The sequence below is a fragment of the Actinoallomurus purpureus genome (genome assembly GCF_024055795.1).
In the GTDB taxonomy this organism is placed as follows: domain Bacteria; phylum Actinomycetota; class Actinomycetes; order Streptosporangiales; family Streptosporangiaceae; genus Actinoallomurus; species Actinoallomurus purpureus.
Window position 1 is genome coordinate 66839 of sequence record NZ_JAMXMY010000035.1, and the last position, 6784, is coordinate 73622.

Annotated in this window: 6 protein-coding genes; 3 read left to right on the forward strand and 3 right to left on the reverse strand. The window is 71.3% G+C overall.

The genetic code is table 11. The features are described 5' to 3' along the window. Positions 1-13 precede the first annotated feature (13 nt). On the forward strand, positions 14-829 hold the full coding sequence (locus tag NE236_RS40930) for an SAM-dependent methyltransferase (protein ID WP_252847693.1): 816 nt from the start codon (positions 14-16) through the stop codon (positions 827-829). Between the two features lie 41 nt (positions 830-870). On the opposite strand, the gene NE236_RS40935 is transcribed toward NE236_RS40930, so the two are convergent. Beyond that, positions 871-1776, reverse strand: a complete 906-nt coding sequence (locus NE236_RS40935; RefSeq protein ID WP_252847694.1) for a Sco1979 family transcriptional regulator — start codon at positions 1774-1776, stop codon at positions 871-873. An 88-nt stretch (positions 1777-1864) separates the two neighbouring features. Further along, the gene (locus tag NE236_RS40940; protein WP_252847695.1) at positions 1865-2101 is read right to left on the reverse strand and encodes a DUF397 domain-containing protein; all 237 of its coding nucleotides are present in this window, start codon (positions 2099-2101) and stop codon (positions 1865-1867) included. Between the two features lie 206 nt (positions 2102-2307). Here NE236_RS40940 and NE236_RS40945 point away from each other — a divergent pair, with 206 nt between their 5' ends. After that, positions 2308-2811 carry an ATP-binding protein gene (locus NE236_RS40945; RefSeq protein WP_252847696.1) on the forward strand — a complete coding sequence of 168 codons (504 nt, stop codon included), beginning with the start codon at positions 2308-2310 and terminating at the stop codon, positions 2809-2811. Positions 2812-2850: 39 nt separating this feature from the next. Here the strand turns inward: NE236_RS40945 and NE236_RS40950 are convergent, their stop codons facing one another. Next, positions 2851-3189 (reverse strand): DUF2332 family protein, encoded by a 339-nt coding sequence (locus tag NE236_RS40950; protein ID WP_252847697.1) that lies wholly within the window; start codon positions 3187-3189, stop codon positions 2851-2853. Between the two features lie 290 nt (positions 3190-3479). Here NE236_RS40950 and NE236_RS40955 point away from each other — a divergent pair, with 290 nt between their 5' ends. Continuing rightward, on the forward strand, positions 3480-6719 hold the full coding sequence (locus tag NE236_RS40955) for an AfsR/SARP family transcriptional regulator (RefSeq protein WP_252847698.1): 3240 nt from the start codon (positions 3480-3482) through the stop codon (positions 6717-6719). The last annotated feature ends 65 nt before the right edge of the window (positions 6720-6784 follow it).

Sequence of the window (6784 nt, forward strand, 5' to 3'; positions counted from 1 at the left end):
AGAAAGGTGTGATGTGACCTACGTGCCCCGGCGTGGCCTGCCCGGCGTGGACACGAGCGTTCCCAACATCGCCCGCATGAACGACTACTTCCTTGGGGGCAAGGATAATTTCGCCGCCGACCGGCAGGCGGCCGACGAACTGCTCGCCATAGCTCCGGAGATCAAGGAGATCTCACTGGAGAACCGGGCCTTCCTGGGGCGTGCGGTGCGCTTTCTCGCCGAGCAGGGCATCCGGCAGTTCATCGACATCGGATCCGGGCTGCCCACCCAGCGCAACAGTCATGAGGTCGCCCGGTCCGTGGCGCCCGACGCGCGGGTCGTCTACGTCGACAAGGACCCGGTCGTCCTCTCGCACGCCCGGGCGATCCTGATCGACAGCCCGCGGACCGCGGCCGTGGCGGGCGACATTCTCCGCCCCGAGGAGTTCCTCACCGAATGCCGGCTCGGCGGGCTCATCGACCTGGAACGGCCGCTGGCCGTCGTGATATGCGGCGCGCTGCACTTCATCCCGCATTCGGACGATCCTTTCAAGAGCATCGCCTGGCTGCGCGACGCGATCCCGTCCGGCAGTTACCTGGCCATCTCCCACGTCGTCTTCGACACCCGTCCGGACGTCGTCGAACCGATCGAGGAGATCTATCAGGCGATCCTGGAGCGGCCCGGCGAGAAGGCCGCGCGGACACGCGACCAGGTGCTGCCGTTCTTCGACGGCTTCGAACTGCTGGATCCCGGGCTCGTCTACGTACGCCAGTGGCACCCGGAGAATCCGCTGAACGCGCGTGCGCCGGAGAAGGTGTGGATGGTGGGCGGCGTCGGACGCAAGGCTTAAGCCCACGTCAAGCGTTAGGTCGGCTCAGGTGTAAGCCCGGCTCAGAGCTCTTTGAGGATGCGCCCGAGGGTGTCGCGGATGCGGGTGGCGGGCTCGGCGTCGATGCACAACCGCTCCATCACCGCCAAATAATTATCCACATCATCACGCTTATCCAGATACAACGAACTGGTCAACTGCTCCAGATACACCACATCCGGCAAATCCGGCTCCGCGAACCGCAAAATACTGAACGGACCCCCCGCAGCCGCATGCCCACCCAGATGAAACGGCACCACCTGCAACGTCACATGCGGAAACTCCGTCACCTCGATCAGATGCTCCAACTGCCGCCGCATCACCGCAGCACCACCCAACGGCCGCCGCAACGCCGCCTCATCCACCACCGCCCAAAAATGCGGCGGATCCTCCCCCCGCAAGAACGACTGACGCCGCATCCGCAACCCCACCCGCCGCTCAACCTCATGCCCTGGCGCATCCGGATGCCCCAGCAACGTCACCGCACGCGCATAATCCTCGGTCTGCAACAACCCAGGAACAAACTGCACCTCATACGCGCGAATCCGCGACGCCGCCTCCTCCAACCCGATATACACCTCAAACCAACCCGGCAGAATATCGGAATACGAATGCCACCACCCCGGCTCATTCGCCCGCTCCGCCAACGCCAGCATCGCCGACCGCTCCGCCTCAGCCTCCACCCCATACAGGCTCAGCAGATCAGCAACATCACGAGCCCGGAACCGAACCCGCCCCAACTCCATCCGGCTGATCTTTGAATGCGACGCCCGGATCGCCTCACCGGCCTCCTCACACGTGATCCCCCGCGCCTCACGCAACCGCCGCAACTGCGCGCCCAGCACAATACGCAGCACCGTCGGACCACCACGATGATGACCGAACAAACTGCTCACGGCCACCTCGCCGTCAGGCTGAGACCCGATCATGCGCTCCCCTCAGGACACCGGAATCCGCCCAGTGTCCCACCGGGGGCACCGATTGCAAAGCGTTCGCGTCGAAGCGGCAACGCTGTCGTCAATGGAGCATGTGGTCGAAGTCTCCGTCCTTGGCTCCCTGGATGAAGGCGTCGATCTCGGCGCGGGTGTAGAGCAGCGCGGGACCCTCCGGGAAGCGGGAGTTCCGCACGGCGATGGCGCCATCGGGCAGCTGCGCCAGCTCGACGCAGTTGCCGCTCGGGTTGCTGGCCCGGCTCTTGAGCCAGCTGACCTCCTGCAAGCAGGACGCCGACATTCCGTTGTAGGCCTGATACATCCTCGCCCCTCCAAGCCTCTGTCGAGAATGCCCGGTCGCACCGTGATGGCGCCGGCCGGACGCCGCTCCCCCCGCACGCTGCACGCTCAGATGCACGTGCATTTGAGTGTGCAAGCGTGCTTGCATATGCACGACTTGAGGAGCAAGATAGCGGAAGCGGCGCACCCCGCGCCTCGCGACGAACACGACTTCCCCAGGGTTCGCCAATGACCATGTCTCCCCTGCGCGAGACCACCGGCATCCCCCTCGCACACCGGGGTTGGGATGACTGGCTGACACGTCTCGACAACGCACCACACCAGGTTCCCGGCCGGCCCTGGGTGGCCACCCGGAACCTGCCTGCGGAGGCCGAGTCACCGAAGATCGCGCGGCACGTCACGAAGACGACGTTGACGGAGTGGAGCCTGGGCCGGTTCTACGACGACGCGTCCGTGGTCGTCTCGGAGCTGGTGACGAACGCGGTCCGCCACGGGCTGCGGTGCGGGGTCGGCGCCGAAGAGGCCCTCCGGCTCGTGCTCGTCCGCTACCGCTGCCACCTGGTCTGCATGGTCACCGACCCGGCGGACCGCGCCCCGGCCATGCAGGAGCCGGACTACGTCGCCGAGACCGGGCGCGGCCTGCACATCATCGACGCCATGAGCCGTGCCTGGGGCTGGACTCCTCTGCTGGGCGGCGGCAAGGCCGTCTGGGCCGCCTTCTCCATCTCCTGACCGGCGTTCCTCTCACGTTCTCCATCGCCTGACCGGCACTCACCCCGCGCGGAACGTCTCCGGCGCGGCCATCCACTCGACGTGACCGTCGGCGATGGCCAGGAGCCGTTCGGCGGTGTCGCCGTGCCGCAGGCACGCCGCGAAAACGAGCGGGCCGAACTCCCGCGACTCCTCCAGGGACAGGTGGAACAGCGCGTGCGTCCGCCCCACGGCCGCGATCGCCCCGTCGAACCCGTCACGACGGTCCGCCGGCACGTGCAGGCGGGTGGCGGCGTGGAAGACGACGACCGGCGTCCCCCGAGGCACGTCGGCCACCAGCCGCGGAAGCACCTCCACGGCGTCGCCCGCGACCATCCGCGGCGGATCGGCGGCGACCACGCCCCAGCAGCAGATGGTGCACCGCCGCGAAGAGCATGTTCGAGGGGACCTGGCCGGGACCGGCCTCCGCCGCGAAGAGCATGTTCGAGGGGACCTGGCCGGGACCGGCCTCCGCCGCGATCGCCAGCAGCCGCTCGTCCGCCGCGACGACCGCGCCGAGGCGGCCGTAGAGCGGAGAAGTCGGGAACAGACGCGCCGCGTCCGCGAAGATGCGGGTCAGGTAGGCGTACGGCATAGGGGGATGCTGGCGACACTCGTCCACATTGGTCAACGTTGATTATCTTCAGGGCATGCGATTCGGCATCCTGGGCCCCCTGGAGGTGCGCGCGTCTGATGGCACCCCGGTCTCGGTCGGCGGTCCGCGCGTGCGCTCACTGCTCGCCCTGCTGCTCCTCGACGCGGGCCGGGTGGTGACCGCCGAGCGGCTGATCGACGGCCTGTACGGCGAGGAGCCCCCGGCCGGCGCCGCGAACGCCCTGCAGTCCCAGGTGTCCCGGCTGCGGCGCGGCCTCGGGACCGCCGACGATCTCCGCGACCTGGTCGAGTTCCATCCGGCGGGGTACCGTCTCGCGGCCGACCCCGACGACGTGGACGCCCTCCGCTTCGAACGGCTCACGCGGGACGGCCGGCGCGCCCTGACGGCCGGTGATCCGGCGAACGCCGCCGACCTGCTGCGCGAGGGCCTCGATCTGTGGCGGGGACCGGCGCTGGCCGACGTGGCCGCCGCACCGTTCGCCGATGCGCAGGCCACCCGGCTCGAGGAGCTGCGGCTGGGCGCCTTCGAGGACCACGCCGAGGCGCGGCTCGCGCTGGGGACGCACCGCGACCTGGTGATCGAGCTCCAGGAGTTGGTGGCGGCCCACCCCCTGCGGGAGCGCCTGTGCGGGCAGCTCATGCGAGCCCTGTACGGCGGCGGCCGGCAGGCCGAGGCGCTAACAGTGTTCGAGGACGCGCGGCGGACCCTCGCAGACCAACTGGGCGCCGACCCTTCGCCGGAGCTGGTCCAGGTCCACCTCGCCATCCTCCGGGCCGACCCCTCTCTGACCGCCGGCGGCCCGCGGGAGCGGCCCGCGCCGGAGCACTCGCCGGTCACCCGGGGCGGGCTGGCCGCCCAGCTCACCAGCTTCGTCGGGCGGCAGGACGAGCTGACCCGCGTCGACGGGCTGCTCGCCGAAGGACGCCTCGTCACGTTCCTCGGTCCGGGCGGGACCGGCAAGACCCGGCTGGCGATCGAGGCGGGCGGCCGGGCACGGGGCGAGGTCCGTTTCGTCGACCTCGCCGCGATCGATGGACGGACCGGAGACCAGGCGGGCACGGTGGCCCAGGCGGTCATCAACGCGCTGGGCATCCGTGAGGCCGGGCTGCTGCCAGGCGCACCGGGCGCGCAGTCGGACCCGGCGGGGCGGCTCGTCGAGGCCCTCGCCGACCAGGACCTCCTGCTGATCCTGGACAACTGCGAGCACGTCGTCGACGAGGCGGCCCGGCTCGTGCACCGGCTGCTCGGCGCCTGTCCCGGCGTGCGGGTGCTGGCGACCAGCCGGGAGGCCCTCGGCATCACCGGTGAGGCACTGTGCCCGCTCGCGCCGCTCGCCGTCTCCCCGCCCGGAGCGGATCCGGCCGATGCGCTCGCCTATCCGGCGGTGCGGCTGTTCGCGGACCGGGCGGCCGTCGTACGCCCGGATCTGACGTTCGACGCCCCGACGGTCGCCACCACCGTGCGCATCTGCGCGGCGCTCGACGGCCTCCCGCTGGCGATCGAGCTGGCGGCCGCCCGGCTGCGCACGCTCACCGTCGACGAGGTCGCCGCCCGCCTCGGGGCGGCCGCGGACGATCCCGGCGCGCCGTACGAGCGGTTCCGGCTGCTGTCCCGGGGCGACCGGACGAAGGCCCCCCGTCACCGGACCCTACGCGCCGTGGTGCAGTGGAGCTGGGATCTGCTCGGCGAGGACGAACGCCTGGTCGCCCGGCGGCTGACGGTGTTCGCGGGCGGCGCCGCCCCGGAGGCGGTGGCGCGGGTCTGCGGGCTTCCCCGGGAGGAGGTCGACGACCTGCTCACCGACCTTGCCGACAAGTCCCTCGTCGAGGCCGATGGCGGGCGGTACCGCATGCTGGAGACCATCCGTGAGTTCTGCGCCGAGCGGCTGACCGAGGCCGGCGAGGCGGAGGGCGTACGCGCCGCGCACGCCGCGTACTTCCTCGAGCTGGCGGAGATCGCCGAACCCCACCTGCGCCGGGCCGAACAACTCCAGTGGCTGGCCCGCCTGAACGCCGAGCGCGGCAACCTCCTGGCGGCGCTGCGCCTGTTGGTCCACACGGACCACCCCCGGGCCCTGCGCATGCTCGCGGCGATGTCGGCCTACTGGTGGCTGCGCGGCCTGCGCAGCGAGGGCGCCGCGACGGCCGCCGAGCTGCTCGGCCTGATCGGTTCCGAACCGCCGGCCGGATCGGACGAGGAGTACGCGCTGTGCGTCATGCTCGCCATCCACGGCGGCGGCGACGATCCGGGCCTCGACGACTACCGGCGCCGGATCGACTCGATCATGGCGGATCTGGGCTGGGACCGCCCGGCGCTTCGCCCCATGTCCACCCTCCTCTGGGCGCTGAACGCCGGTCCCTCCCAGGCCAACGTCGCCCTGCAGGAGGCACGGATGGGCAAGGATCCGTGGTCTCGCGCGCTTCGTCACTTCGGTTACGCCTACCGGCATCTGCTGGCCGGCGACATCACCGGGGCCTACGGCGAGTTCGCTCAGGGAGAGGCGGGATTCCGCGCGTTCGGCGATCGCTGGGGGCTGTCGGCGATGCTCGCCGAGCGAGGGCGGATCGCCGTCTGGCGCGGCGACTGGGAATCGGCGCGGACGCTGATCGACGAGGCCCTCGAGCACGTCCGGCAGCTGGACTCCGCCGAGGACATGGCGGACTGCCTGCAGCTGCACGCCGAGATGCTGATCCGCCGCGGCGACCTCGACGGCGCGTGGCAGGACTACCAGCGTGCCCACGAGCTGGCCCGCCGGGCGGGCGGGGCCGAGAAGATCGCCGACACCCACAACGGTCTCGGCGAGGTCGCCCGGCATCGCGGTGACCTGGCGGAGGCACGCCGCCGCCATGAGACCGCGCTGAGCCGGTGCACGGCCGACGCGTTCGCGGTCCGCTACACGCGGTCGACGGCGCTGATCGGGCTGGGCCGGGTCGCCGAGTCGGAGGGGGACGTCGCGGAGGCCGAGGCCCGGTTCCTCCAGGCGCTCGCCATCGGCCTCCGGCCGGAGGACGTCCGGGTCCTGGCGCACGCGGCCGAGGCACTGGCCGGGGCGTCGGTGCTCCGCGGTGACGGCGAGCGGGCCGCCGTTCTCCTCGGCGCCGGGGCCGTGCTGCGCGGCCTGTCCCTGGCGGGAGATCCCGACGTCGCCCGTGTCGCCGGGCGGGCACGGGGGCTCATCGGCGCGGACGCGTTCACGGCCGCCCGTGAACGCGGCGCGGCGATGTCGCGGGAGGAGGCCGTCGCCCTGCTCACGGCCGCGGCCGGCGACGCGTAGGCGCCCGGCGACGCATAGGCGGTCGCGGGCCCGTCTGCGGCCACGGGCCCGTCTGGACGACGGCG